20 protein-coding genes and 1 pseudogene are annotated in these 25,626 nt (G+C 67.2%); 17 read left to right on the top strand and 4 right to left on the bottom strand.

Features of this window, described 5'->3' with window-relative positions; genetic code table 11:
- The first annotated feature begins 59 nt into the window (after positions 1-59).
- The 5 genes from RAM80_RS02155 to RAM80_RS02135 all read left to right on the top strand — a co-directional run bounded on the left by RAM80_RS02155 (position 60) and on the right by RAM80_RS02135 (position 5,754).
- Positions 60-1,358: an ATP-binding protein gene (locus tag RAM80_RS02155; protein WP_416424590.1), complete on the top strand. Its 1,299-nt coding sequence runs from the start codon at positions 60-62 to the stop codon at positions 1,356-1,358.
- Positions 1,359-1,537: 179 nt separating this feature from the next.
- Entirely contained in the window at positions 1,538-2,134 is a 597-nt protein-coding gene (locus RAM80_RS02150; protein ID WP_416424589.1) for a phosphatase PAP2 family protein, read from the top strand.
- 215 nt (positions 2,135-2,349) lie between these two features.
- Positions 2,350-2,871 carry a sugar dehydrogenase complex small subunit gene (locus RAM80_RS02145; RefSeq protein ID WP_416424588.1) on the top strand — a complete coding sequence of 174 codons (522 nt, stop codon included), beginning with the start codon at positions 2,350-2,352 and terminating at the stop codon, positions 2,869-2,871.
- A gap of 13 nt (positions 2,872-2,884) precedes the next feature.
- The gene (locus tag RAM80_RS02140; protein WP_416424587.1) at positions 2,885-4,489 is read left to right on the top strand and encodes a GMC family oxidoreductase; all 1,605 of its coding nucleotides are present in this window, start codon (positions 2,885-2,887) and stop codon (positions 4,487-4,489) included.
- Between the two features lie 11 nt (positions 4,490-4,500).
- Positions 4,501-5,754 (top strand): c-type cytochrome, encoded by a 1,254-nt coding sequence (locus RAM80_RS02135; protein WP_416424586.1) that lies wholly within the window; start codon positions 4,501-4,503, stop codon positions 5,752-5,754.
- Positions 5,755-5,991: 237 nt separating this feature from the next.
- On the opposite strand, the gene RAM80_RS02130 is transcribed toward RAM80_RS02135, so the two are convergent.
- From RAM80_RS02130 to RAM80_RS02120, 3 genes are all read right to left on the bottom strand, one after another.
- Positions 5,992-7,212: an epoxide hydrolase family protein gene (locus RAM80_RS02130; RefSeq protein WP_416427399.1), complete on the bottom strand. Its 1,221-nt coding sequence runs from the start codon at positions 7,210-7,212 to the stop codon at positions 5,992-5,994.
- A gap of 218 nt (positions 7,213-7,430) precedes the next feature.
- Positions 7,431-8,825 (bottom strand): amino acid permease, encoded by a 1,395-nt coding sequence (locus RAM80_RS02125; protein ID WP_416424585.1) that lies wholly within the window; start codon positions 8,823-8,825, stop codon positions 7,431-7,433.
- Between the two features lie 221 nt (positions 8,826-9,046).
- Positions 9,047-9,961, bottom strand: a complete 915-nt coding sequence (locus tag RAM80_RS02120; RefSeq protein WP_416424584.1) for a LysR family transcriptional regulator — start codon at positions 9,959-9,961, stop codon at positions 9,047-9,049.
- A gap of 107 nt (positions 9,962-10,068) precedes the next feature.
- Between RAM80_RS02120 and RAM80_RS02115 the strand changes: the two genes are divergently transcribed.
- From RAM80_RS02115 to RAM80_RS02100, 4 genes are all read left to right on the top strand, one after another.
- Positions 10,069-10,815 carry an SDR family oxidoreductase gene (locus RAM80_RS02115; protein ID WP_416424583.1) on the top strand — a complete coding sequence of 249 codons (747 nt, stop codon included), beginning with the start codon at positions 10,069-10,071 and terminating at the stop codon, positions 10,813-10,815.
- A gap of 84 nt (positions 10,816-10,899) precedes the next feature.
- Positions 10,900-11,571: a (2Fe-2S)-binding protein gene (locus tag RAM80_RS02110; protein WP_416424582.1), complete on the top strand. Its 672-nt coding sequence runs from the start codon at positions 10,900-10,902 to the stop codon at positions 11,569-11,571.
- Positions 11,571-12,554: an FAD binding domain-containing protein gene (locus RAM80_RS02105; RefSeq protein ID WP_416424581.1), complete on the top strand. Its 984-nt coding sequence runs from the start codon at positions 11,571-11,573 to the stop codon at positions 12,552-12,554. The genes RAM80_RS02110 and RAM80_RS02105 overlap by 1 nt, the downstream gene beginning before the upstream one ends.
- A gap of 9 nt (positions 12,555-12,563) precedes the next feature.
- Positions 12,564-14,768 (top strand): xanthine dehydrogenase family protein molybdopterin-binding subunit, encoded by a 2,205-nt coding sequence (locus RAM80_RS02100; RefSeq protein WP_416424580.1) that lies wholly within the window; start codon positions 12,564-12,566, stop codon positions 14,766-14,768.
- Positions 14,769-15,401: 633 nt separating this feature from the next.
- Here RAM80_RS02100 and RAM80_RS02095 read toward each other — a convergent pair.
- Positions 15,402-16,106 (bottom strand): TetR/AcrR family transcriptional regulator, encoded by a 705-nt coding sequence (locus tag RAM80_RS02095; RefSeq protein WP_416424579.1) that lies wholly within the window; start codon positions 16,104-16,106, stop codon positions 15,402-15,404.
- A gap of 381 nt (positions 16,107-16,487) precedes the next feature.
- Between RAM80_RS02095 and RAM80_RS02090 the strand changes: the two genes are divergently transcribed.
- The 8 genes and pseudogenes from RAM80_RS02090 (at position 16,488) to RAM80_RS02055 (ending at position 25,570) form a co-directional block, all read left to right on the top strand.
- Entirely contained in the window at positions 16,488-17,708 is a 1,221-nt protein-coding gene (locus tag RAM80_RS02090; RefSeq protein ID WP_416424578.1) for an acyl-CoA dehydrogenase family protein, read from the top strand.
- Between the two features lie 25 nt (positions 17,709-17,733).
- Positions 17,734-18,240: a flavin reductase family protein gene (locus tag RAM80_RS02085; RefSeq protein WP_416424577.1), complete on the top strand. Its 507-nt coding sequence runs from the start codon at positions 17,734-17,736 to the stop codon at positions 18,238-18,240.
- Between the two features lie 108 nt (positions 18,241-18,348).
- A pseudogene (mdeB, locus tag RAM80_RS02080) lies at positions 18,349-21,012 on the top strand (alpha-ketoglutarate dehydrogenase).
- Between the two features lie 24 nt (positions 21,013-21,036).
- The gene (locus tag RAM80_RS02075) at positions 21,037-22,248 is read left to right on the top strand and encodes a 2-oxo acid dehydrogenase subunit E2 (protein WP_416424576.1); all 1,212 of its coding nucleotides are present in this window, start codon (positions 21,037-21,039) and stop codon (positions 22,246-22,248) included.
- Between the two features lie 29 nt (positions 22,249-22,277).
- Positions 22,278-22,883, top strand: a complete 606-nt coding sequence (locus RAM80_RS02070) for a VOC family protein (RefSeq protein ID WP_416424575.1) — start codon at positions 22,278-22,280, stop codon at positions 22,881-22,883.
- On the top strand, positions 22,880-23,740 hold the full coding sequence (locus RAM80_RS02065) for a fumarylacetoacetate hydrolase family protein (RefSeq protein ID WP_416424574.1): 861 nt from the start codon (positions 22,880-22,882) through the stop codon (positions 23,738-23,740). The genes RAM80_RS02070 and RAM80_RS02065 overlap by 4 nt, the downstream gene beginning before the upstream one ends.
- Before the next feature lie 36 nt (positions 23,741-23,776).
- Positions 23,777-24,154 carry a nuclear transport factor 2 family protein gene (locus RAM80_RS02060; protein ID WP_416424573.1) on the top strand — a complete coding sequence of 126 codons (378 nt, stop codon included), beginning with the start codon at positions 23,777-23,779 and terminating at the stop codon, positions 24,152-24,154.
- 63 nt (positions 24,155-24,217) lie between these two features.
- Positions 24,218-25,570 (top strand): outer membrane beta-barrel protein, encoded by a 1,353-nt coding sequence (locus RAM80_RS02055; RefSeq protein WP_416424572.1) that lies wholly within the window; start codon positions 24,218-24,220, stop codon positions 25,568-25,570.
- Positions 25,571-25,626 lie beyond the last annotated feature (56 nt).

The following is a 25,626-nucleotide window of genomic DNA, read 5'->3' as shown; positions in this document are numbered from 1 at the left end:
ACGTTAAACCACCCCCATCACGGTAGCCGCCCCTTGAACCAGCCTTCCATGACGGACTCATGATACTGCGCCACTTCGGCACCATTCGTGGCCAGATCCTGGCGATCGTGACCGGCTCGTCCGTGGTCACCTTCCTGGTCTTCCTGGGCCTGCTGTTCCTGCCCGGCGGGCCGCCAAGCCCGCCGTGGCCATGGCAGACCACCTACCGGGTGTCGAACCTGGTGCAGATGTTGCGCGCCACCCCGCCCGAACAGCGCCAGTACGTGCAGGCCTCGGCCCAGGCCCTGGGCCTGAAGATGACCCTGCAGCCGTCGATTACCCCGTGCCCGGACACCAACCTCAACTCCCGCGACCTGCAGAAGGCCCTGCGCGACGAACTGGGGCCTGGGCAACCGGTGAGCGCCCACGCCTGCAACCCCGACGCCGACCAGGCCAATATCCAGATCCTGGTGCCCCTGGGCGAGCAGACCCTGGAGGTGCGCACCATGCGCATCGAGCGCGAGCCACCGCGGTTTTCCTTTCCGTTCTTCGGTGCCTTGCTGTTTCTGTGCGTGGGCGTGACCGCGCTGTCGGCCTGGGCCGCCTGGCGCGTGGTGCGCCCGCTGCGGCGCTTGTCCGACCAGGCCGAGGCCTTCGGCCGCGACATCGTGGTGGCGCCCATTGTCGAGGAAGGGCCGCTGGAGATTCGCCGCGCCGCCCATGCCTTCAACCTGATGCAGCAGCGCATCACCGCCTCCATCGAGGGCCGCACGCGCATGCTCGCGGCGGTCAGCCACGACCTGCGCACGCCGCTGACGCGCATGCGCCTGCAACTGGAAACCGACCGCAAGGAGATCTCCCGGGACAAGCTGATCCGCGACATCAGCCTGCTGCAGACCATGGTTTCTTCGGCGCTGGCGTACCTGAGCAGCAGTTCGCATGCCGAGAAAAAGGAATGGCTGGACCTGGGCGCGCTGCTGTCCACCCTGTGCGACGACTACGAGGACGCCGGCGCGCACATCGCCTACGACGGCCCGCTGCAGCTGCGTTTCCAGTGCCGCCCGGACGCCATCCAGCGGGTGATGTGCAACCTCATCGACAACGCCCTGGGCTTCGCCACCCAGGTGGCCGTCAGTGCCACGGTGGTGGGCGGGGTGATCACCGTCGAGGTCGCCGACAACGGCCCGGGCATTGCCCCGGAGCGGCTCAAGGACGTCATCGAACCCTTCTTCCGCCTCGACCCTTCGCGCGGCGACCGCCCCGGCAGCGTCGGCCTGGGCCTGTCCATCGTCAACGACATCGTGCAGGCGCACAACGGCACCCTGACCCTGTTCAACCGCGTGCCCCACGGCCTGGTGGCGCGTATTGTCTTCAGTTGAGCAGGCACTGACGCGGCCTGCGGCCGCTGCTACGGAAGATCGGCGTATTCACGCGGTGAGCCAGGTTTACCGCAGCGGCCGCTGCTACGGGTTTGTGACCAGCCTTTCACCTGCTTTTGACCGCCCAGTGCGCATGCTGGCGAAGTGTTATCTCATTCGTCTTCGCTGGAGCCGTACCGATGGAAGCCTTCAACCGCACGCTGTTCATGTGGCTCAATGCCGGCGAACACCCTCCGCACATCATGCTGTTCCTGGCCACGGCCGTCGCCCAGTGGTTGATCGGTGGGGTAGCGCTGTTGCTGCTGGCGCTGTGGTTGTGGGGCTCGCGCGCCTGCCGCGCGGCGGTGCTGATGGCGGCGCAGACCGCCGGCCTGGCGCTGTGCTGCAATGTGTTGATCGGCCTGTGCTTCATGCACCCGCGGCCGTTCATGATCCCCCTGGGCCACACCTACCTGGCACACGCCGCCGAGACCTCCTTCCCCAGCGACCACGCCGTGGTGTTCTTTGCCGTGGGCCTGGGGCTCTGTACCTGGCGCAAGGCCTTGGGCGGGCTGCTACTGACGCTGGGCGCGCTGGTAGGGCTGGCGCGTATCTACCTGGGCGTGCATTTCCCCTTCGACATCGCCGGCTCGCTGGTGGTGGCGGTGGCCTGCTACTGGCTGGTGGTGGCGGTGCTGCACGCGGCCACGCTGCAACGGCGGTTGCTCGATGGCCTGGAAGCGCTGTACCGGCGCCTGTTCGCGCCGGCCATCGAGCGTGGCTGGGTGTGCCGCTAGCCGACCGTGAAATCGAATGCGCAAACCCAGCGGCATAGCATGAATCTTTAAGCAGGGATTGTTTCACGGCATAAACAAAACGCATGGCTGGATACCCGTTACGCGTTAGACGAACCAGGTAGTTACCTAAACAATGCGGGCATTTCCCGTGGGCTACCTGACCAGTCTCCCCAGAAGAACTAGATTTACCTTGCCGTGTGCCTGAGAAAAAAAACATGACCTCCTTATCAGACTCTGATGTATTCAGCCGGCGTGCCGTGCTGAGGGCGGGTGCCGTGGCCATGGCGGCCTCGGCCGCCTTCAGCCTGTCACCGCTGGGCCGCGTGCTGGCCGACACCTTGGCGCAGGATGATTTCGCCCTGTTCATGGCGATCTCCCAGCCGCTGTGTGGCCAGCAGGTGCTGGACCCGGCGCTGGGCCGGGTATTGTTCGCGGCCTTGAGCCAGGGCAACCCCGACTTCACCCGCCTGCTGGCGCCCTTCAAGCAGTGGCTGGCCCAGCGTGGCCAGGCTACCCGCAACCTCACCGCCGATATCACCGCCCAGCACAAGGAACTGGCCCTCGTGCCGGCCCTGATTACCCGTGCCTGGTACCTCGGGGTGGTTGGCAACCAGGCGTATGCCTATGAACAGGCGCTGATGTACCCGCCGATCAAAGACATGGTGGTGCTGCCCACCTATGCCCGCGGTGCGCCGGGGTATTGGGAAGCCAAGCCGTACCCGCTGCCTGCCAACTGACCCGAGAGCCATCATGACCACACCAACTTCCGCTGACGTGGTGATCGTCGGTTCGGGCATTGCCGCCTGCCAGATCGCCCGCAAACTCGCCAACGCCGGCATCGACGTGCTGATGCTCGAAGCCGGCCCGCGCATCCAGCGCTGGGAAATCGTCGAGAGCTACCGCAACTCCGCCTTCAAGGGCGACCTGCAAAGCCCGTACAAACCCACCGAGCACGCCCCGCACCCGCAGTACTCGCCCGAGGACAACGGCTACTTTATCCAGAAGGGCCCCACCCCCTACAAGGCCGGTTACCTGCGCGTTGCTGGTGGCACCACCTGGCACTGGTCGGCCCAGGCCTGGCGCCTGCTGCCCAACGACTTCCGCATGAAGACCAAGTACGGCGTGGGCCGCGACTGGGCCATCAGCTACGACCAGCTGGAGCCGTTCTACTGCCAAGCCGAGCAGGAGCTGGGCGTGTCCGGCCCGGCCGAAGACCTGGGCTCGCCGCGCAGCAAGCCGTACCCGTTGCCGCCGCTGAAAATGTCCTACCTGGACCAGCGCTTCAAGGACGTGGTGGCGCCCGCCGGCTACGAAGCCGTGCTGGAACCGGCCGGCCGCAACAGCGTGGCCTTCGAGGACCGCCCGGCGTGCTGCGGCAACAGCAACTGCATGCCGATCTGTCCGATCGAAGCCCAGTACGACGGCGGTACTGCTTTGCGCCGCGCGGAAGCGGCCGGTGCCAAGCTGATCGTCAACGCCGTGGTCTACCGCATCGAGCACGATGACGCCAACCGCATCGTCGCCGTGCATTACTACAACCCGGACAAGACCAGCGTGCGCGTCACCGGCAAGCATTTCGTGCTGGCCGCCAACGCCATTGAAACGCCCAAGCTGATGCTGATCAGCAAGAGCGAGAAAAACCCCAACGGCATCGGCAACAGCTCCGACCAGGTGGGCCGCAACCTGATGGACCACCCCGGCACCAGCGTCCGTTTCCTGGCCAACGAACCGCTGTGGCCAGGCCGCGGGCCCATGCGCCTGTCGTGCATCAACAACCTGCGCGACGGTGATTTCCGCAACGAGCGCTCGTCGATGAAGATCAACGTCGGCAACTACTCGCCGGTGCGGCCGGTGGCCGAATACCTGGTGGGCAAGGGCCTGGTGGGTGACGAGCTGAACGAGCAGATTCGCGACGTGGCCTCGCGCTGGATGATGGTCAACAGCTTCTTCGACATCCTGCCCAACCCCAACAACCGCATCCGTGCCAGCGACACCGAAACCGACGCCCTGGGTATCCCCAAGCCCGAGGTGCATTACTTCGTCGACGAGTACGTGGACAAGGCCGCCGTGGTCTGCCGCGAGCATTTCGCCAAGATTGCCGAGCTGTTCGGCGGCACCGACGTGACTTACTTCGACACCTACTTCAATAACAACCACATCATGGGCACCTTGATCATGGGCAACGACCCCAAGGACTCGGTGGTGGACGCCGACCTGCGCAGCCATGACCATCCCAACCTGTTCATCGCCTCCAGCGGCGTGATGGCCAGCGCCGGCAACGTCAACTGCACCCTGACCCTGGTGGCGCTGGCCGTGCGCCTGGGCGACAAGCTGCTTGCCGAAGTGCGCGCCTGAGGAGCCCTGTGATGAAAGCCACTAAACACTGCATCACCTTGCTGGTCGCCGCATTGTCCCTGGCAAGCCTGGGCGCCAACGCCGACGACGCGCTGATCAAGAAGGGCGAGTACCTGACCCGCGCCGCCGACTGCGAGGCTTGCCACACCACCGCGGGCGGCCAGCCGTTCGCCGGCGGCACGCCGTTCAAGACGCCCATGGGCACGTTGTTCTCGCCCAACATCACCCCGGACAAGGACACCGGCATCGGCAACTGGACCGACGCCCAGTTCCTGCGCGCCGTGCACGAAGGCAAGGGCAAGGACGGCGAGAACCTGTACCCGGCGTTCCCCTACACTGACTACACCGCGCTGACCGACGACGATGTGCTGGCCATCAAGGCTTACCTGATGAGCACGCCGCCTGTGCACAACGTGGTGCCGGCGAACCAGATGCCGTTCCCGTTCAACCAGCGCTGGTCGCTGATGTTCTGGAACCTCATCAACTTCAAGGAAGGCCGCTTCAAGCCGCAGCCCCAGCAGAGCGAGGCGTGGAACCGCGGCGCCTACCTGGTCGACGCCCTGGGCCACTGCGGCCAGTGCCACACCCCGCGCGACATCACCATGGGCCTCAAGGACTCGAAGAAATTCGCCGGCGCCGACCTTGCCGGCTGGAAGGCCTTCAACATCAGCAGCCACAAGCAGGACGGCATCGGCAGCTGGAGCGATGACGAGATCATCCGCTACCTGGGCACCGGCAACGTGCCGGGCCGCGCCCAAGCCGGTGGCCCCATGGCCGAAGTGATCGAGAAAAGCACCCGCCACCTGAGCGAGGCCGACCTCAAGGCCATGGTCACCTACCTGCGCAGCGTGCCGGCCCAAGCCAACGACATCGACAAGGCGCGCAGCGAGCAGGGCGCCCCGATTGCCTCCCTGGCGGCGGTGCGTGGTGCGCCGATCAAGGCCGAGGGCGCCAACCTGTACAGCGGCAACTGCGCCAGCTGCCACCAGTGGTCGGGTGGCGGCATCGGCAATGGCTACTACCCGTCGCTGTACAAGAACAGTGTGGTGGGCGCCGACAACGCCAACAACCTGGTGCTGGTGATGTTGCAGGGTGTGCAGCGTGACATGGGCAACGACAAGGTGGTGATGCCGGCGTTTGGTCGTTCATTGACGGACGAGCAGATCGCGAACTTGGCCAACTACGTGGGCAAGCAGTTCGGTGGTGCCGACTATGGCCTCAAGGCCGCGGACGTGGCGGAACTGCGCAAGGCTGGCCTGCACTGAAACCACGGGTAAACCGGGCCCACCGCGTGAACGCCGATCTACCGTAGCAGCGGCCCCAGGCCGCGTCACGGGCGCTGCGGTAAACCTGGCGCACCGCGCGAAGCAGACGCCGCCTGCCGGCAGCTGCTACGCCAACCTCCCGTAGCAGCGGCCCCAGGCCGCGTCACGGCCGCTGCGGTAAAGCTGATGCACCGCGTGAAGCAGACGCCGCCTGACGGCAGCTGTTACGGGCGGCCATTATTTGCGCAGCGGGCGGAACGCTTCGCGCAGTTCCTCGCTGAACAGCTGCGGCTGCTCCCAGGCGGCGAAGTGGCCGCCCTTGGCCACTTCGTGGAAGTAGCTCAGCGATGGGTAGGCGCGCTGCGCCCAGCGCTTGGGCGCGCGGTAGATTTCGTGGGGGAACACGCTGATCGCCACCGGCACCTTGATGTCGGCGGTCTTCTGCGCCGCGGCGCTGAAGTTGTTATTGTTGTTCTCCCAATAGAACCGCGAGGCCGAGGCGCCGGTGTTGGTCAGCCAGTACAGGCTGATGTCATCGAGCATCTCGTCACGGCTCAGCACGCGCTCGGGGTGGCCGTCGCTGTCGCTCCAGGCCGCGAACTTCTCGTACATCCACGCCGCAGTGCCGGCCGGCGAGTCCGACAGCAGGTAGCCGATGGTCTGCGGCCGGGTGACCATCAGGGCGCCGTAGGCGGCATTGCGGCCGAAGAAGGTGCTCAGCGCGCTGTAGGCGTCGCGCTCGGCGCCGCCCAGGCTGGCGGGCGGGGCGTCGCCGCTGTTGATTGGCTTGACCAGCTCCGGTGGCACCGTGGCCGGCATGTTCAGGTGGATGCCCAGCAGCCCGGGCGGCGCCAGGCGGCCCAGGGCGTCGGAAATCACCGAGCCGTGGTCGCCGCCCTGGGATACGTAATGGCTATAGCCCAGGCGTTTCATCAGCACGTCCCAGGCCTTGGCCACGCGCTCGGGGCCCCAGCCCAGCTCGGTGGGCTTGCCGGAAAAACCGTAGCCGGGAATGGACGGGATCACCACGTCGAACGAGTCCTCCACGCGGCCGCCGTAGGCCACCGGGTCGGTCAGCGGGCCGATGGCCTTGAGGAACTCGAACTGCGAGCCGGGCCAGCCGTGGGTCAGGATCAGCGGCATGGCATGGGGGTTGCGCGAGCGCACGTGGATGAACTGGATGTCGACGCCGTCGATGGTGGTGATGAACTCGGGCAGCGCATTGAGGCGGGCCTCGGCCTTGCGCCAGTCATAGCCGTCGCCCCAGTACTTCACCAGCGCCTGCACCTGGGCCAGTTGCACGCCCTGGGAGGTGTCGGCGACGGTTTCCTTGTCCGGCCAGCGCGTGGCGGCGAGGCGTTGGCGCAGGTCGGTGAGTTGTTGCTCGTCCACGTGCACGTGGTACGGGCGGATGGCGTCCGCGGCGGTGTCGGCGGCAGCAGGGCCGGCCAGGCCCATGAGCAGGGCGAGGGCGAGGAGGCTATGGTTGGCGGCAGTGGGCATGGCGGATGTCCTATCAAGTGGGCGTGGGGTCGAACGGTGTCGACGTGGCCATTGGGCCCGCTTGATGTGTTGCCGATGTGTCGCCAGTGGCCGCCCCGGTAGCACTGCGTATCGCTGGCGGCGCCAGATACAAACCGATACATGGCGTGCGCAGCCCCGGGGCGGCGTGGAACTCAGGCCGGCGCTTTCACCGCCGCGCCTGCCGTGGCCGTGCGCCGCCGGCAGGTGATGATGCCCACGAACGACACCGCCAGCGCCAGGATCAGCGTGCTGGTGGCCTCGGCGCGGTGGTCGGGGGTGAACAGCAGCACGGCGATCGCTGCCAGGATGAACAGGATCACCCCATAGGTCGCCCAGGGAAACAGCCACATCTTGAAGGTCAGGGCGTCGCCCTGGGTGCGGCGCATGCGCAGCTGCGACACGGCGATCGCCAGGTACACCAGCAGCGCCACGGCGCCCGAACTGGACAGCAGGAAGTCGAACAGGCTGGCGGGGGCGAAATGGTTGAGGGCGGCGATGAAGGCGCCGACGGCGGCGGTGCCCAGCACGGCGCGGCGCGGCACACCGTTGCCTGAGGTCTTGGCCGCCGCTGCGGGCGCATCGCCGCGGCGGGCCAGGGAGTAGAGCATGCGCGAGGCGATGTAGATCGAAGAGTTCATGCAACTGGTCACGGCCACCAGCACCACCAGGTCAACGATCAGCTTGGCGTGGGGTACCTGCAGCAGCTCCAGGGCGCGCTGGTAGGAGCCGACGCTGGCCAGTGCCGGGTCGCTCCAGGGCACCACGGAAATCACCACCATGATCGACAGCAGGTAGAACACGCCGATGCGCCAGATCACCGAGCGGGTGGCCTTGGCGATGTTGCGCGATGGCTCGCCCGACTCGGCGGCGGCGATGGTCACCGACTCGGTGCCGATGAAGCTGAACATGATGGTGATGAACGCACCGACCACCGCGGTCAGGCCGTGGGGGGCGAAGCCGCCGTGCTCGCGCATCAGGCTGACGATGCCGGGGCCTTCATGCAGCGGCAGCCAGCCCAGCAACGCGGCGGCGCCGAAGCCGATGAAGCCGATGATGGCGGTGACCTTGAGCAGGGCGAACCAGAATTCGAACTCGCCGTATTTGTCGACGCCGAACAGGTTGGTGATGCTCAGCAGCACCACCGACGCCAGGGCGTAGATCCAGGTGTCGCACCAGGGAAACCACTGGTTGAGGATGTGCCCGGCGGCCAGCGCCTCGATGGGCACCACCAGCACCCAGAACCACCAGTACAGCCAACCGATGGTGAAGCCGGCCCAGGGCCCGATGGCTTTTTCGGCGTAGGTGGAAAAGGAACCGGTGTCGGGGTTGGCGACGGCCATCTCGCCAAGCATGCGCATCACCAGCACCACCAGGGTGCCGGCGGCCAGGTAGGCGAGGATGACGGCGGGGCCGGCGGCGGCAATCGCATGGCCGGAGCCGACGAACAGCCCCGCGCCAATGATCCCGGCAATGGACAGCATGGTTACGTGGCGCGGTTTGAAGCCGTTGGACAGCTGGCCGCCGCTTTGATCGTTCAGGCTCGTCATACTCTGCTCTTGTTCGAGGGTTTTAGGGGGCAGAGAAGGGCAGTGACACGAAGAGGCAGGTGAAGCTCGACAGCGCCAATCCAGGGCCACGCCGCTTTGCATGTTATTGTTTTGTCAGGCGTTCCTGGGGCGCTAGCTTAAACCGGGTGCAAGCGGCGGGCTGTTTCAGTTGCGCCACGAGGCTTTCAGGGAACGACATGGGCGGCGCGCCGGGGTCGTTTTCAGCGCGGCTCGAGCCGGCGCCGATGTTCCCACTCGCGCACCGCGTCCATGAACAGCCTCAGGGCAATCGGCGGGTGGCGGTTGGCCGGGTAATAGAAGCACAGCCCCGGCAGCGTCGGGCTCCATTCGGGCAGCAGGTGCAGCAGCCGCCCGGCCTGCACGTGGGCCTCGACGTGGTAGTGGGGTATCCAGGCCACGCCGATGCCGGCCAGGGCGGCGTCCACCATCAGGTTGGTGTTGCCCAGGGTCATCGGCCCGTCCACGTCGATGACCGCCACCTCGCCGCCGCGCTCCATGCCCCAGTGGTACATCGCGCCGCTGGCGAAACGGTAGCGAATGCAGCGGTGCTGCTTGAGGTCGTGGGGCGCGCGTGGCGTGCCGTACTGCGCCACGTAGGCGGGCGAGGCCACGGCGGCGAAGCGCAGGGGCTCGCCGAAGGGCACCGCGACCATGTCCAGGGGGATGTCCTCGTGCACGCGGATGCCGGCGTCGAAGCCATCGGCGACGATGTCGACGAAGCGGGTGTCGATGACGAACTCGACGTGGATGTCCGGGTAGGTGGCCAGGAACGCGGGCAGCACCTCGCGGATGATCGGGCGCGCGCCGGCTTCGGCGGCGCTGATGCGCACCGAGCCCGAAGGGCGGTTGCTGGTCGACACCACTTCGGTCACCGCTTCATCCAGGTCGGCCAGCGCCGGCATGATCCGCCGCAGCAGGCGCTCGCCCACCTCGGTCAGGGCCACCGAGCGGGTGGTGCGGTTCAGCAGGCGCAGGCCCAGGCGTGCCTCCAGGTTGCGCATGGTGTGGCTCAGCGCCGAGGGCGACACGCCCAGCCTGGCGGCGGCGGCGCGGAAGCTCTTCAATTCGGCGATCGCCGCGAAGGCGTTGAGTTCGGACAGGCCGGCGCGTTGCATTGATGAAAAATCCTCATTACATCGTGCGCAATGGCACGGATTGTTGAGGTTTTACCATCAACCTATGCTGATGACCATCCTACCGTCACTCACGCAGAGGCAACTCCATGAGCAATAACATCTCCGCCAAGGTCGTGGTCATCACCGGCGCCAGCAGCGGCCTGGGCGAAGCCACCGCACGCCACCTGGCCGCCCAGGGCGCGCGGGTGGTGCTGGCAGCGCGCCGCCTGGAGCGTATCGAAGCCGTGGCCCAGGCGCTGCGCGCCAGCGGCGCAGAAGCCCTGGCCGTGGCCACCGACGTCACCGACGCCGTGGCCGTGAAGGCCCTGGTGGACCAGGCCGTGAGCGCCTTCGGCCGCATCGACGTGATGATCAACAACGCCGGGATCATGCCCCACTCGCCGCTCGAACGCCTGAAAATCGAGGACTGGCACCAGACCATCGACGTCAACATCAAGGGTGTGCTGCACGGCATTGCCGCCGCCTTGCCGCACATGATCCAGCAGAAAGCCGGGCAGATCATCAACGTCTCCTCGGTGGCCGGCCACAAGGTGCGCCCGGGCAGCGCCGTGTACGCGGCGACCAAGAGCGCCGTGCTGATGATCTCCGAAGGCCTGCGCCAGGAGGTCAAGCCCTACGACATCCGCACCACGGTGATCTCCCCGGGCGCGATCGACACCGACCTGCCGGCCAGCATCACCGAGGCCGATATCGCCGGGCACATCCAGAGCTTCTACAACGAGTACGCGATTCCTGCTGAGTCGTTCGCCCGCGCCGTGGCGTTCGCCATCAGCCAGCCGCCGGAGGTCGACATCAACGAAATCCTCTTCCGGCCGACCCGCCAGGAGCTCTGAAGCACCGCTGGGCCACTGGATCGAACCCGGTGGCCCTTCAGTAGTCAGCTGCAATGTGATGCAACCCACGTGAGGGTGAACCTGATGACTGACCAGAAGAACAGGCCACCGGCCGATGCCCATGATGCGGCGGCGCCCCAGGCGTCGCGGCGCAATTTCCTCAAGTTCGGTGCCTCGGGCATCGCCGCCGCCACCGTGTCCCACTGGATACCGCCAGCGCTGGCCCATGGCGTGGCGCCGGCGGCCGAGGTCAACGACCCGGACGCGCCCGCCGCTGGCGAGCAGCGCATCAAGCTGCAGGTGAACGGCCAGTGGCACAGCCTCAACGTGCCGGCCAACGCTATCCTGCTGGACGTGCTGCGCGACCGCCTGCAACTGACCGGCAGCAAGAAAGGCTGCGACCACGGCCAATGTGGCGCCTGCACCTTGCTGGTGAACGGCGTGGCGATCAATTCGTGCCTGTCCATTGCCGTGCAACATGATGGCGAGAGCATCACCACCATCGAAGGGCTGGCCAAGGACGGCGCGCTGCACCCGGTGCAGCAGGCGTTCTGGGAGCACGACGCCTACCAGTGCGGCTACTGCACCTCGGGGCAGATCATGAGCGCGGTGGCCATTCTCGACGACCCGAACATCCCCGCCGATGACGCCAGCGTGCGCGAGGCCATGAGTGGCAATATCTGCCGCTGCGGTGCCTACAAGAACATCCTGGCGGCCGTGCAGGCGGCGCGGGCGAAGATGGGGAGGGCGGTCTGATGCGTACCTTCGATTATTCGCGCGCCGACTCGGCCGCCAACGCCGTGCGCACCGCGTCCGGCACGGGCCAGCGCCTGTACCTGGCCGGCGGCACCAGCTTGCTCGACCTGGTGAAGCTGGACGTGATGCAGCCCGACCAGTTGGTCGATATCAACCGCCTGGCGCTCAAGCAGATCGAGCCTTTGCCCGACGGCCGCCTGCGGGTTGGCGCGCTGGTCAGCAACACTGACCTGGCGCGGCACCCCTGGGTGCGCCTGCACTACCCAGTGCTGTCCCAGGCGCTGCTGGCCGGTGCCTCGACGCAGTTGCGCAACAAGGCCACCACCGCCGGCAACATCATGCAGCGGGTGCGCTGCAATTACTTCCGCGACGGCGTTTCGCCCTGCAACAAGCGCCAGCCGGGCAGCGGCTGCGCGGCCATCGGCGGGCTGAACCGCAGCGTGCACGCGGTGCTGGGCACCAGCGAGCACTGCATTGCCAGCCACCCCTCGGACATGTGCGTGGCGGTGGCGGCCATCGGTGCGCGCGTCACCGTGCAGGGCGCGGCCGGCTCGCGGGAAATCGACTTTGCCGACTTCCACCTGCTGCCCGGCGACACGCCCTGGCAGGAACACGCGCTGCAGCCCCACGAGCTGATCACCCACCTGACCCTGGACGCGCCCCTGGCCAACAGCCGCTCGGGCTACCTGAAGCTGCGCGACCGTACCTCGTACCAGTTCGCCCTGGCGTCCAGCGCGGTGGTGCTGGTGCTCGATGGCCCGCGCATTACCCAGGCGCGCATCGCCCTGGGCGGGGTGGGCACCAAGCCCTGGCGCGCGCGCGAAGCCGAGCAGGCGCTGGTGGGGCAGCCGGCAACGCTGGACAGCTTCACCCGCGTGGCGCAACTCGCCATGCAGGACGCCCACGCCTACGAAAACAACGCCTTCAAGATCCCCCTGGGGCAGCAGGCCATCATCCGCAACCTGCGAGACCTGACCGCCTAGGAGCTGCCCATGAACCAGAGCATTATCGGCACCCCCACGCCCCGCGTGGACGGCCGTCAGAAAGTCACTGGCGCGGCGCGCTACGCCGCCGACCACCCCATGCCCGGCCTGCTGTTCGCCTATGGCGTGTACAGCAGCGTTGCCAGTGGCCGCGTGCGGGCCATCGACGACGCCCGGGCCAGAGCCATGCCTGGCGTGGTCAGTGTGCTGCACCACGGCAACGTCGGGCCGTTGCACCGCACGCCCAACACGCCGCTCAAGGACGTGCTGACCGCCAGCAAGGCCGATGAGCACCGGCTGCCGTTCGAGGACGATGGTGTGTACTACCCGGGCCAGTTCGTGGCGCTGGTGGTAGCCGACACTTTCGAACATGCGCGCGCCGCGGCCTACCAGGTGAAGGTCGACTATGAGGCGAGCGAGCCGACCAAGACCCTGGCCGACGCCCTGCGCCTGCATGGCGCCACGGACGGCGGCCGCGGCCACAGCCGTGGTGACCCCCAGGCTGGCTACGAGGGTGCGGCGCACCAGCTGGACCAGACCTACACGACGCCGGTGGAGGTGCACAACCCGATGGAAATGCACGCCACCACCGCCTGGTGGCAGGACGGCCGGCTGTACGTCTACGAGGCCACCCAGGGCGTGGTCAACCACCGCAACATGCTCGCCAACGTCTTCGACCTGCCGCCGGACAAGGTCGAGGTGCGCGCGCCGTTCATTGGCTCGGGGTTCGGCGGCAAGCTGTGGCCATGGCCGCATTCGGTGGCCGCCTGCATGGCCGCCAAGGCCACCCAGCGGCCGGTGCAGCTGATGCTGCCGCGGGCGCAGATGTTCACCACCGTGGGCCATCGGCCCGAGACGCAGCAGCGTATTCGCCTGGCCACCGATGCCAGCGGCAAACTGCTGTCGATCCGGCATGAGTCGGTCAACAGCACCTCCACCCTGGACGCCTACACCGAGGCCTGCGGTGGCGTCACCAGCAGCTTGTATTCTTGCCCCAACGTGCTGGTGTCGCACAAGCACAGCCCGCTCAACCGCGGCACGCCCACCTCCATGCGCGCGCCGGGCGCCGCCCCTGGGTTGTTTGCCCTGGAGTCGGCGATTGACGAGATGGCCTTGCTGCAGGGCATGGACCCGGTGGCGTTCCGCAAGCTGAACCTGGCCACCCGAGATGAGGCGCTGAACCTGCCGTTTTCCGGCAACCACCTGCCCGAAGCGCTGGCGCAGGCGGCGCAGCGCTTTGGCTGGGCGCGGCGCAATGGCGAAATTGGCTCCATGCGGGACGGCGACGAAATCATTGGCTACGGCGTGGGCGCCTGCAACTGGGAGGCGTTCCAGATGCCCACCGAGGCGCGGGTGATCCTGCGTGCCGACGGCAGCGCGCTGGTGCAGTCGGGCGTGCAGGACATTGGTACCGGTACCTACACCGTGGCTGCGCAGACCGTGGCGCAGCTGACCGGGCTGCCGGTGGAGCGCATTGAAGTGGAACTGGGCAGCTCGGCGTTGCCGCCGGGGGCCTTGTCGGGTGGCTCCTGGCTCACCGCCAGCTTGATGCCGGCACTGGCCGGTGCCACGCGCCAGGCCCTGACGCAACTGCGTGAATACGCCGTGGCGCCGGGCGGGGTGTTCGCCGGCGCCGATGCCGAGCACTTGCAGGTGGACGGCGGGCAGCTGGTCAACGGCGACCAGCGCGCCAGCTTCGCCCAGGTGCTGGACCGCCAGCGGCTGGCGCGGGCCGAGGGCTTCTTCCACAGCGGCGCCAAGTCGGGGGAGTTTTCCTTCCGCTCCTTCGGCGCGCATTTCGTCGAGGTGCGCTGGGACCCGGGCATCTCGCGCCTGCGGGTGGCGCGGGTGGTCAGCGCCATTGACGTCGGCAAGGTGGTCAACCCGCTGGCCGCGCGCAACCAGGTGGAGGGGGCGATTGTCATGGCCATCGGCATGGCCCTGTTCGAAGCGGGCGAGTTCGACCCACGCACCGGTCTGCCGGCGAACAACAACTACGCCGAGTACGTGGTGCCGGTGCACGCCGACCAGCCAGACATCGACGTGACCCTGCTGGATTTCCCCGACCTGAACCTCAGCGAGTTCGGCGCGCGCGGCATCGGCGAGATCGGCGTCACCGGCCTGGCGGCCGCCGTGGCCAATGCCGTGTACCACGCCACCGGCAAGCGCATCCGCAGCCTGCCCATCAGCAAGGAAAAGTTAATGACGGTATAACCCCATAGCAGCAACAGTCGTTGTGGGAGCTGGCTTGCCAGCGAGCTGTTGGGGCCATAAAAGCTCGCTGGCAAGCCAGCTCCCACAATCGCCGCCGGACGCCGCCTTCGGCAGCTGCTACGGGTTGCCGGCGCTTCCACACCCTGGCGGCCGTGGCAAACGCCGTGTACCACGCCACCGGCAAACGCATCCGCAGCCTGCCCATCAGCAAGGAAAAGTTAATGGCGGTATAACCCCATAGCAGCAACAGTCGTTGTGGGAGCTGGCTTGCCAGCGAGCTGTTGGGGCCATAAAAGCTCGCTGGCAAGCCAGCTCCCACAATCGCCGCCGGACGCCGCCTTCGGCAGCTGCTACGGGTTGCCGGCGCTTCCACACCCTGGCGGCCGTGGCAAACGCCGTGTACCACGCCACCGGCAAGCGCATCCGCAGCCTGCCCATCAGCAAGGAAAGTTAATGGCGGTATAACCCCGTAGCAGCAACAGTCGTTGTGGGAGCTGGCTTGCCAGCGAGCTGTTGGGGCCATAAAAGCTCGCTGGCAAGCCAGCTCCCACAGTCTGTAGCAGCGGCCAACGGCCGCGTCCGCAGGCGCCGCGGTTGGGCAGGTTCGCCGCCGGACGCCGCCTTCGGCAGCTGCTACGGGTTGCCCAGTGCCCAGGCGGGGCGGGTGGCGGTGACTTCGCCGTTGGCCCAGGCCTTGAGGTAGTCGCGTGCGAACACCATGCCGGCCTCGCATTCCTCGGCGCTGCACCCCAGGCTGCGCAAGGCCATGCGCACAGCTTCGTCCATATAGGCATCCGGCGCCTCCACACCCTGGCGCAGGGCCTGGATGGCGTGGGCCGAGGCGCCCATCAGGAAATCGGTGGCGACGTCGATGCGCGGCAGCTCAAAGGCGCCGCTGGCCCGGCCGTGCTCAAGGTCGCGGGACATGTACTCGGCCACCAGCGAGGTGTGCTGCCAGGCATCCACGCGGGTCACGAAACCTGCCCACAGCGGGTCGAGCAGGGCGCGCAGCATGAACAGCCGGAACGCCGTGGCCACCCGCTGGCGCGGCTCGGTGAGCACGTCGTACACCGGCAGGATGTCGGTGGTCATCTGGTTGTTCAGCGCCTGCCCGATGGCCACCAGCACCTCGTCCAGCGAGGTGAAGTAGTTGTAGAAAGTACCGCGTGACACCTCCGCCTCGCGAATCACATCATCGATGACCGGGGCGCTGGCGCCGCTGGCGGCAAACACGCGCATGGCCGCGTCCAGCAGCTTGGCGCGCATCAGCTGGCGTTTTTTCAGGGCAACGTGCGGGCGGTGGTCGACCACCGGGGTGGCAGGTGCGGGCTTGGACACTGCAAAACCTCGTTCAAGTGACAGATCGTCAGAGTGACAGTCTAGGCGCCGCTTATCAGAATGACAAATTTGTTCAAAATACCCCTTGCGCGGTATTCAAGGCTAGCCTACATTCAACTCAATTGTCGGAATGACAATATCGTCATAAAAATAATAGGAGACGAGCATGTTGATCCCTTCCCACCCCGCGTCACGCCCGCATCCCACTTCGCCCAGCGCCCGTTCGAACTGGCACGTCTGCGTCTTCAAACTGCACCGCCGCACCTGACCGCACCGCACCCGCACCTGGTTGAATGATTGCCTGCCCACTGCCCCGGGCGGCTTGCATGCACCTGAACGTTATAAATGACATTTTTGTTCATTATGATAGCCGAGGTTGGTATGAACGCAGACCTGAACACCGTACGCGCCTTCACTGAATTCGCCGCCCAGCCCACCCTGGCCGAGCTGGTCGAACGGGCCCGCGCCCTGCAGCCGTTGCTGCGCAAGAACACCGTCGAAAACGAAAAGAACCGCCGCACCTGCGAGGAAAACATCCAGGCCATCCAGGACGCCGGCCTGTTCCGGCTGATGGTGCCCAAGCGCTTTGGCGGCCACGAAGGCACGCTGCGGGCGCACATGGAGGTCTCCGCCGCCCTGGGCGAAGCCTGCGGCGGCACCGCCTGGGTAGTAGCGCTGACCAACGTCTGCGCCTGGTTCACCGGGCTATTCTGCGAGCAGGCGCAGAACGAAGTGTTCGGCGCCAACCCCGACGCGCGGGTGGCCGGGGTGTTCAACGCCTCGCCCAACACCCGGCGGGTGGAAGGCGGGCTGATCGTCAGCGGCAAGTGGTATTCGTCGTCGGGCAGCCTGCACGCCGACTGGGCCGTGGTCGGCGCCGAGGAGCGCGACGCCAACGGCGCGGTCATCGGCCAGTACCTGGCGCTGATGCCCAAGGCCGACTACCGCATCGAAGACACCTGGTTCACCGCCGGCATGCGCGCCTCGGGCAGCAACTGCGTGGTGGCCGAGGAGGTGTTCGTGCCCAACCATCGCCTGCTGCACATGGGCGGCGCCATCGAAGGCGAGTACGCCACCGAGTTCAAGGACGAAGCCGCCTACCGTGGCCTGTTCGTGCCGTTCGCAGCCTTGATCCTCAATGGCCCGCAACTGGGCCTGGGCCGCGCCGCGCTGCAGTACGTGATCGACAACGCACCGCGGCGGGCCATCGCCTACACCTCGTTCGAGAAACAGCCCGACTCGGTGGTGTTCCAGGTGCAGGTCGCCGAGGCCGCGCTGAAGATCGACACCGCGCACCTGCGCGCCTTCCGCGCTGCCGACGAGATGGACGCCGCGGCGCGCCAGGGCATCAAGCTGGACACCCTGACCCGCGCGCGCATCCGCGCCGATGTCGGCCTGGTCAACACGCACATCACCGAGGCCATCAACATCCTGCTCTCGGCCCACGGCGCCGGCAGCTTCTCCGAGGCCAGCCCGATGCAGCGCTGGTGGCGCGACTCCAACACCGCGGCGCGGCACGCGGTGGCGTTGCCGGCGGTGGGCTTTGAGCTGTACGGCAAGGCGCTGCTGGGTGTGGAAAACACCGTCACGCCGCTGGTTTGATCGCCCCCTGACCGAGGACTGTCCCATGGACACCAAACTCCTGCGCTCAGTGATGGGCCAGTTCGCCACGGGCGTCACCGTGGTCACCTTCAACGCCGACGGCGAGCCCGCCGGCATGACCGCCAACGCCTTCATGTCGGTGTCCCTGGAGCCACCGCTGATCCTGGTGTCGATCCGCAACGCCTCCAGTTTCAACCGTTTCGTCGACGTGGGCGTGCGCTACGGCGTCAACTTCCTCGCCGAAAGCCAGCGCTGGCTCAGCGGCCACTTCGGCGGCCGCCCGGAGCAGGGCGCCGAGCTGCCCTTCATCGACCATGAAGGCACGCCCTTGCTCGACGGCAGCCTGGTGCAGCTGGTGGCGCGCACGGTCGACGTGCACCCGGCAGGCGACCACCTGCTGTACATCGGCGAAATCGAACACCTGCGCATCGGCGCCCAGCGCAAGCCCTTGCTGTTCTTCAGTGGCCGTTACCACCAGATGCACGCCCGCTCGCCCGGCAGCGAATGGAGCGGCTGCATCGACGGCTGGTAACCCGCCGCAGCTCACCCCAACAGCCCCATGAACGCTCCCCAGGCACACCCGACGCCGGCGTGCCAGGGCCCGCTCATGCCTGATAAACCTGAATCGAGTGTGTTTGCCATGACCTCCTTTACCCGCGAAGGGTCGATAAAGACCGACAGCGACATCGATCACCAGGAAACCCGCGACTGGCTGGACGCCCTGGAAGCCGTGGTGCGCAGCGACGGCAGCCAGCGCGGCGAATACCTGCTGCGGCGCCTGGACGAGCACGCCAGCCACCTGGGCGTGCGCCGCAGCGCGCACCCTTATTCGCAGTACCAGAACAGCATTGCCCTGGAGCAACAGCCGGCGTTTCCCGGCGACCTGGCCATGGAAGAACGCCTGACCTCGATCATCCGCTGGAACGCCCTGGCCATGGTGGCCCGGGCCAACAAGGCCTACGGCGAGCTGGGCGGGCACATCTCCAGCTACGCCTCGGCGGCAGAGATTTTCGAGATCGGCTTCAACCATTTCTTCCGCGCCGACAACGCCGAAGGGAAGGGCGACCTAGTGTACTTCCAGCCGCACTCGGCGCCCGGGGTGTACGCCCGGGCCTTCCTCGAAGGCCACCTGGACGAAGCGCAACTGGCCCGTTACCGCCAGGAAGTGGACGGCGGCGGCCTGTGTTCCTACCCGCACCCCTGGCTGATGCCGGATTTCTGGCAGTTCCCCACTGGCTCCATGGGCATTGGACCGATCAGTTCAATCTACCAGGCGCGCTTCCTGCGCTACCTGGAACACCGCGGCATCGCCGACACCTCACACCGCCATGTCTGGGGCGTGTTCGGCGACGGCGAAATGGACGAACCCGAATCCATCGCCGCGCTGTCGCTGGCGGCGCGGGAAAACCTCGACAACCTGACCTTCATCGTCAACTGCAACCTGCAACGCCTGGACGGCCCGGTGCGCGGCAACGGCCAGATCATCCAGGAGCTGGAAGCGCTGTTCAGCGGCGCCGGCTGGAACGTGATCAAGGTGGTGTGGGGCTCGGACTGGGACGCGCTGTTCGCCCGCGACCACAACCACGTGCTGCTGCGCCGTTTCGCCCACACGGTCGACGGCCAGTACCAGACCCTGGGGGCCAACGATGGCGCCTACAACCTGGAGCATTTCTTCGACCAGGACCCTGAGTTGCAGGCGCTGGTGGCGCACATGACCCCGCAGGAGATCGACGGCCTGCGCCGTGGCGGCCACGATTTCCGCAAGCTGTACGCCGCGTTTGCCGCCGCCAAGGCCCACAACGGCCAGCCCACGGTGATCCTGGCCAAGACCAAGAAAGGCTACGGCATGGGCCTGGCGGGTGAGTCGCGCAACACCACGCACTTGCAGAAAAAGCTGGATGTCGACGCCCTGAAGGCCTTCCGCGACCGCTTCGCCATTCCCCTGGACGACGCCGCGCTGGAGGAAATGCGCTTCTACAAGCCCGCCGCCGACAGCGCCGAGATGCGCTACCTGCACGCCCGCCGTGCGGCGCTGGGCGGCTACCTGCCACGCCGCCAGAGCCGCGCCGAGGCGCTGCCGGTGCCGGCGCTGGCCAGCTACGCGCAGTTCGCCCTGGCCCCGGACGAGCGCGAGACCTCGACCACTACCGCCGTGGTGCGGCTGTTCACCCACCTGCTCAAAGATCAAACACTGGGACCGCGCATCGTGCCGATCGTGGCGGACGAGGCGCGCACCTTCGGCATGGCCAACCTGTTCCGGCAGATTGGCATCTACTCGCCGGTGGGCCAGCTGTACGAGCCGGAGGACGCCGGGGCGATGCTGTACTACAAGGAGTCGCGTGACGGCCAGTTGCTGGAAGAAGGCATCACCGAGGCCGGCGCCATCTCGTCCTGGGTGGCCGCTGCAACCTCCTACAGCGTCAACGGCGTGGCCATGCTGCCGTTCTACATCTACTACTCGATGTTCGGCTTCCAGCGCATAGGCGACCTGATCTGGGCGGCTGCCGACCAGCGTGCCCGCGGTTTCCTGATCGGTGCTACCGCAGGAAGAACTACCCTGGCCGGCGAAGGCCTGCAGCACCAGGACGGCAGCAGCCAGTTGGTGGCCTCGACGGTGCCCAACTGCCGCGCCTATGACCCGGCGTTCGCCAGCGAGGTGGCGGTGATCATCGACCACGGCAGCCGGCGCATGCTGGAACAGCAGCACGACGAGTTCTACTACCTCACCGTGACCAACGAGAACTACCCCCAGGCGCCGCTGGACGCTGCCGAGCACGCCGCCGTGATCAAGGGCATGCGCCGCTTCGGCCGCCGTGGCGCGGAGGGCGCCGCCAGCCAGGTGCGCCTGCTGGGTTCGGGCTCGATCCTGCGCGAGGTGATCGCCGCCGCCGACCTGCTGGCCGCGGACTGGGGCATCGCCAGCGAGATCTGGAGCGTCACCAGCTTCTCCGAGCTGGCCCGCGAGGCCCGCGAGGTGCAGCGCGCCACGCTGTTCGGCGCCGAGGCGCCTGCGCCCAGCCACGTGCAGCAGTGCCTGGCCGGCAGCTGCCCGGTGGTGGCGGCCAGCGACTAGGTGCGCAGCTATGCCGAGCTGATCGCGCCCTACGTGCAGGCGCCATACACCGCGCTGGGCACCGACGGCTTCGGCCGCAGCGACACGCGGCCGGCGCTGCGGCGCTTCTTCGAGATGGACCGCCAGCACATCGCCGTGGCCGCCCTGGCCGCCATCGACCCGCGCCTGGCCGCGCAAGCCCGTGAACGCTACGCCATCGACGTCGCCCTCGACGCGCCGTGGAACCGTTGAGCCGAGAAAAAGGAGGACTGCCCAATGCAACAACTCATGGTGCCTGACATCGGCGATTTTCACGATTTGCCGGTGATCGAAGTGTTTATCAAGGCGGGCGACAGGGTGACGGTGGAGCAATCGCTGATCACCCTGGAGTCCGACAAGGCGGTGATGGACGTGCCCAGCACCGTCGCTTGCACCATCCGCGAGGTGCTGATCAAGCCCGGCGACGTGGTCTCCAAGGGCAGCCTGATCGCCCATGTGCAGTACGCCGAAGCGGTGGCCAGCGCGCCGGCAGCCGTTCAGCCAGCCCCGGTGCCGGCGCCTGCACCGTCTTCGCCGCCTGCGCCGGTTGCACTGGCCCTGGCCGGCCCGGCGGTGCGCAAGCTGGCCCGCGAGCTGGGCGTTGACCTGGCCAAGGTCACCGCCAGCGACCCGCGCGGGCGCATCCAGCGCGAGGACGTCAAGGCGTACGTCAAGGCCCAGGCCCAGCAACCGTCGCCCGCCGGCAAAGGCGGCGGGCTGGAGGTGCTGCCCTGGCCGGAGGTCGACTTTGCCCAGTTCGGCGCCATCCAGCGCAGCGCCAGGCCGCGCATCAAGCGCCTGTCGGCGGCCAACCTGCACCGCAACTGGGTGAGCATCCCCCACGTCACCAATCACAGCCAGGCCGACATCACCGAGCTGGAAGCGCTGCGCGTGCAACTCAACCGCGAGGCCCAGGAGGGCGGAGCGAAAGTCACCCTGCTGGCGTTCCTGCTCAAGGCCTGCGCGGTGGCGCTGCAGCGCTATCCGCAGTTCAACGTCAGCCTGCAGGGCGAGGAGGTGGTGCACAAGCAGTACTGCCACCTCGGTTTCGCTGCCGACACCCCGGACGGCCTGGTGGTGCCGGTGATTCGCGACGTCGACCGCAAGGGCATCGCCGCCATCGCCGCGGAAATGGCCGAGCTGTCGCAGCTGGCGCGCAGCGGCAAGCTGGGCGCGGCGCAGATGCGCGGCGGCTGCTTCACGGTGTCGTCCCTGGGCGGCATCGGTGGCGGGCACTTCACGCCGATCATCAACGCGCCAGAGGTGGCGATCCTCGGCGTGGGCAGGGCGGCCATGGCGCCGAGCTGGGATGGCACGGCGTTCCAGCCACGCCTGCAACTGCCGCTGTCGCTGTCCTGGGACCACCGCGCGGTGGATGGCGCCGAGGCCGGGCGCTTCCTTGCCTGCCTGGTGGCATTGCTGACGGATTTTCGTCGAGTGTCGATCTGACCCGTAGAACAAGAACAAGGAGAACCGAGATGACTGCACTGCAAGCAAGCTCACCCGCGGCGGCTACCCAGCCCATCGTGCCGGTGAAGATGGCGCACCTGGTGTACCGCTGCGCCAACCGCCAGGCCATGGTCGACTGGTACCGCCAGGTGTTCCAGGCCCGGCTGGTGTTTCAGGACGAGGTGCTGGCGTTCATCAGCTTCGATGACGAACACCACCGCCTGGCCTTCTTCAACATGCCCGAACTGCCGGCGAAAACCGACCACATGGTCGGCGTGCACCACGTCGCCTACAGCTACCAGACCATCGCCCAGGTGCTGGCCACCTACGAACGCCTGAAGGGCGTGGGCATCCTGCCGTCGTGGAGCATCAACCACGGGCCCACCACCTCGCTGTACTACCGCGACCCCGAGGGCAACGACATCGAACTGCAGGTCGACAATTTCACCGACCCAGCCGACGCCGCGGCGGTGTTCCAGTCGGAGATCTTCCGCCAGAACCCCATCGGCGTGGAGTTCGACGCCGACGCGCTGGTAGCGCACTGGCGCGCCGGGGCCAGTGACGCACAGCTGTGCGCCCTCGGCACCTGCGCCACCGGCCAGAGCCTTGGCCCCCAATACAGGTCAGCACCATGAAACTCTGCACCTTTGAAACACCCAGCCGTGCGGCCCGTGTCGGGCTGGTGATGGGCGAACAGGTGGTGGCCCTGCGCGACCATTTCAACGACGCGCCGGCCAGCATGATCGAGCTGATCCGCGAGTGGGCGCTGTGGCAGCCGCAGTTGGCCGAACTGGCCGCCAGCGCGGCCACCGGCACGCCGCTGGCCCAGGTCACGTTGCTGGCACCGGTGCCGCGCCCCGGCAAGCTGCTGGGCATCGGCCTGAATTACGCCGACCACGTGGCCGAGTCGGGCATGGACATGCCCGCCGAGCAGCTGTGGTTCGCCATGATGAACACGGCCGCCAACGGCCCCTACGCGCCGGTGGACCTGCCGCGGGTGTCCGAGGCGCTGGACTACGAGGCGGAGATGGTCTTCATCGTCGGCCGGCGCGCCCGTCACCTGTCCCCCGAGCAGGCCCGGCAGGCGATTTTCGGCTACTGCGTGGGCAACGACGTCAGCGTGCGCGACTGGCAGCTGCGCACCTCGCAGTTCCTGCTGGGCAAGAGCTTTGACAGCCATGCGCCGTTCGGCCCCTGGATCGTCACCGCCGATGAGGTCGGCGACCCGCACACGCTGGGTATCCGCTGCTTCGTCAATGGCGAGCAGCGCCAGGCCTCGAACACCGACCAGCTGATCTTCGACTGCTACCAGCAGGTGGCGCACCTGTCGAAAGTCATGACCCTTGAGCCGGGCGACGTGATCTTCACCGGCACGCCGGGCGGCATCGGTGGCGGCTTCAAGCCGCCGCGCTGGCTGCGCGAGGGCGACCGGGTGCGGATCGAGATCGACGGCCTGGGCATGCTGGAGAACACCGTGCGTGCCGAAGCCTGATGGCCTGTGTCCCCCTTTCTTCAAGGAGCAAGCGTCATGAGTGAACACGCCATCATCGACACCATCAACGAACTGGAGGCGCTGCGTTGCCGGGCGCTGGTGGCCAACGACCTGGACGGCCTGGCCGAGCTGCTCGACGAGCAGCTGGTGCATGTGCACGCCACCGGCCAGGTCGACGGCAAGCAGCAGTACCTGCAACTGGTGCGCGGCGCCATCCGGTTTCTCAAGGTGGAACGCAAGGCGCTGCAGGTGCGCGTGCTGGGCGACGTGGCAGTGGCCAGCGGGCGGCTGTTGCAGCACATCGAGTTTCGTAGCAGCGGCGAGCGCCGTGCCATGGACGTGATGACCACCCAGGTGTGGGCGCGTGAGGCCGCCGGCTGGCGCCTGGTGAGTTTCCAGGCCACCAATCTCTGACAGACGTTTTTCCCGGCCCACCCGCGCGGGTGGGTCGCTGACAATAACAACAAGAGACAGACCATGATCAACGTCAAAGTGAAAGCGCTTGGCGCGGTGCTGGCCGCCCTGGCGATCGTCAACTGCCATGCCGATGAAGCCGAGGAGCCGGGGGAGGGCACGCTGTTTCGCAGCCTGTTCGGCGACACCCTCGAACGCGACCATGGCATTACCGTGTCCAACCTGCTGGACGTCGCCTACACCCGCAACAACCGCTCCACCCGGGCCGAGCGCAAGGACGGCCTGAGCAACCTGCCCATCACCGGCATGTCCGACGAAGGCCTGGAGCTGGGCAGCCTGCATCTGTTTATCGACAAGCCGCTGGCGGCCACCTTCGTGCCACGCATCACGCCGTTGCCGGGCCCGCGGCCCGACGCGGTGGCCTGGGGCTTCACCCTGGAATTCAACTACGGCCGCAACGCCCAGTTCGCCCGCACCTACGGCTGGGACCAGAGCCTGCACATGAACCAGCAGGATAACCTGCGCGCCCAGCGCGACAAGGACTATTTCCTGGCGGTGCCCAACGCCGCGCTGACCCTGTACCTGCCGTACGGGCCGGGCGTCAGCTTCATGGCCGGGGTGTTCGGCCCGGCCATGGGCTATGAAATCCCGCCCAATATTCGCCTGGCGCGCAACCCGTTCGCCAGCAAGACCTACGCCTTCGTCAGCGAGCCGGGCACCGTCGCCGGGGTGCTGGCCAGCAGCCGCGTGTACAACGGCGACGCCGGCTTGCTGGGGCTGGAGCTGGGGGTGGTGCAGGGCTGGAACAACCTGCGTGACAACAACAACGACAAGTCGCTGACCGGCGCCGTGCGCTGGCGTTCGGCGGACATGAACACCTGGGTGGACTACGAGTTCATGGTCGGCAACGAGCAGGACGACAGCCTGGGCGACGTGCAGGCGCCGCCGTCGCGGGTCATTGCCGCGTCGGGGCAGCTCAAGCAGCAGCATTCGCTCAACGGCTGGCATCAGTTCAATGCGCGCTGGTCCATGGGCGCGGAGCTGGTCTACGGCCATCAGGCGGGCGACGGCAAGGCCTCCACGGTGGACGTGCTGACCGGCCCCGGGTTCGACGGCGCGTCGTGGTGGGGCGCCAACGCGGTGGTCACCTATCAGCTGCGCAAGGACCTGGCGTGGTCGCTGCGCGGCGAGCACTTCAGCGACCCCGAGGGCTTTGCGCTGTTCCCCACCACCACCGCCCGCGGCGCCTTCAATGCGCTGACCAGCGGCGTGCGCTATGACATGAACAAGCACCTGTCGCTGCGCCCCGAGCTGCGCTACGACTGGTTCAAGGGCGGCGACGACCAGCGCCCCTTCGGCAACGGCCGCGACCGCACGCAGCTGACGGCGATGGTGGAGGCGCTGTATTACTTCTGATGGGCAGGGGGGCGCCGCCGATGTCTCGTAGCAGCGGCCAAAGGCCGCGTCCCAAG

The organism is Pseudomonas sp. App30, from assembly GCF_047947025.1.
Taxonomy (GTDB): domain Bacteria; phylum Pseudomonadota; class Gammaproteobacteria; order Pseudomonadales; family Pseudomonadaceae; genus Aquipseudomonas.
This window is presented reverse-complemented; position numbering and strand designations above follow the sequence as displayed.

What these genes read in the sequence shown, in the direction of transcription:
- RAM80_RS02130 (WP_416427399.1), bottom strand. Translation starts at nt 7,212, where the DNA reads ATGGGCCTGGCCGGCCCTGCTGCCGCCGACACCGCCGCGGACGCCATC.
- RAM80_RS02120 (WP_416424584.1), bottom strand. Translation starts at nt 9,961, where the DNA reads ATGCAACGCGCCGGCCTGTCCGAACTCAACGCCTTCGCGGCGATCGCC.
- RAM80_RS02135 (WP_416424586.1), top strand. Translation starts at nt 4,501, where the DNA reads ATGAAAGCCACTAAACACTGCATCACCTTGCTGGTCGCCGCATTGTCC.
- RAM80_RS02105 (WP_416424581.1), top strand. Translation starts at nt 11,571, where the DNA reads ATGCGTACCTTCGATTATTCGCGCGCCGACTCGGCCGCCAACGCCGTG.
- RAM80_RS02140 (WP_416424587.1), top strand. Translation starts at nt 2,885, where the DNA reads ATGACCACACCAACTTCCGCTGACGTGGTGATCGTCGGTTCGGGCATT.
- RAM80_RS02115 (WP_416424583.1), top strand. Translation starts at nt 10,069, where the DNA reads ATGAGCAATAACATCTCCGCCAAGGTCGTGGTCATCACCGGCGCCAGC.
- RAM80_RS02065 (WP_416424574.1), top strand. Translation starts at nt 22,880, where the DNA reads ATGAAACTCTGCACCTTTGAAACACCCAGCCGTGCGGCCCGTGTCGGG.
- RAM80_RS02145 (WP_416424588.1), top strand. Translation starts at nt 2,350, where the DNA reads ATGACCTCCTTATCAGACTCTGATGTATTCAGCCGGCGTGCCGTGCTG.
- RAM80_RS02055 (WP_416424572.1), top strand. Translation starts at nt 24,218, where the DNA reads ATGATCAACGTCAAAGTGAAAGCGCTTGGCGCGGTGCTGGCCGCCCTG.
- RAM80_RS02110 (WP_416424582.1), top strand. Translation starts at nt 10,900, where the DNA reads ATGACTGACCAGAAGAACAGGCCACCGGCCGATGCCCATGATGCGGCG.
- RAM80_RS02150 (WP_416424589.1), top strand. Translation starts at nt 1,538, where the DNA reads ATGGAAGCCTTCAACCGCACGCTGTTCATGTGGCTCAATGCCGGCGAA.
- RAM80_RS02070 (WP_416424575.1), top strand. Translation starts at nt 22,278, where the DNA reads ATGACTGCACTGCAAGCAAGCTCACCCGCGGCGGCTACCCAGCCCATC.
- RAM80_RS02100 (WP_416424580.1), top strand. Translation starts at nt 12,564, where the DNA reads ATGAACCAGAGCATTATCGGCACCCCCACGCCCCGCGTGGACGGCCGT.
- RAM80_RS02060 (WP_416424573.1), top strand. Translation starts at nt 23,777, where the DNA reads ATGAGTGAACACGCCATCATCGACACCATCAACGAACTGGAGGCGCTG.
- RAM80_RS02125 (WP_416424585.1), bottom strand. Translation starts at nt 8,825, where the DNA reads ATGACGAGCCTGAACGATCAAAGCGGCGGCCAGCTGTCCAACGGCTTC.
- RAM80_RS02085 (WP_416424577.1), top strand. Translation starts at nt 17,734, where the DNA reads ATGGACACCAAACTCCTGCGCTCAGTGATGGGCCAGTTCGCCACGGGC.
- RAM80_RS02075 (WP_416424576.1), top strand. Translation starts at nt 21,037, where the DNA reads ATGCAACAACTCATGGTGCCTGACATCGGCGATTTTCACGATTTGCCG.
- RAM80_RS02155 (WP_416424590.1), top strand. Translation starts at nt 60, where the DNA reads ATGATACTGCGCCACTTCGGCACCATTCGTGGCCAGATCCTGGCGATC.
- RAM80_RS02090 (WP_416424578.1), top strand. Translation starts at nt 16,488, where the DNA reads ATGAACGCAGACCTGAACACCGTACGCGCCTTCACTGAATTCGCCGCC.